Raw genomic sequence first — 266 nt, 5'->3', positions numbered from 1 at the left:
CATTTAGGCCACTCAGTTAATAAAATATTAAAAGACATTATTGTTAAGTCTAAAACATTATCTGACTTTGATTCACCATTAGTCCCAGGTTGGGATTGTCATGGTTTACCAATTGAATTAATGGTTGAGAAAAAAGTAGGCAAGCCGGGCGTAAAAGTGACCGCGAGTGAGTTTCGTGAAAAATGCCGTGCATACGCTAAAAAACAAGTTGAAGGTCAAAAAGTTGATTTTAAACGTTTAGGCGTATTTGCAGATTGGGATAAGCC

Annotated in this window: 1 protein-coding gene; it reads left to right on the top strand. The window is 36.8% G+C overall.

Annotation, left to right across the window (positions count from 1 at the left end):
- Positions 1–266, top strand: a 266-nt coding sequence (locus tag AAEY72_RS15175) for a class I tRNA ligase family protein (protein WP_352311406.1), incomplete at both ends; no start/stop codon positions are given.

Source organism: Psychrobacter sp. W2-37-MNA-CIBAN-0211 (genome assembly GCF_040309405.1).
GTDB classification, from domain to species: Bacteria; Pseudomonadota; Gammaproteobacteria; order Pseudomonadales; family Moraxellaceae; genus Psychrobacter; species Psychrobacter glaciei.
The sequence above is the reverse complement of the archived record's forward strand: the minus strand, read 5'-3'. Positions and strand labels throughout refer to the sequence as shown.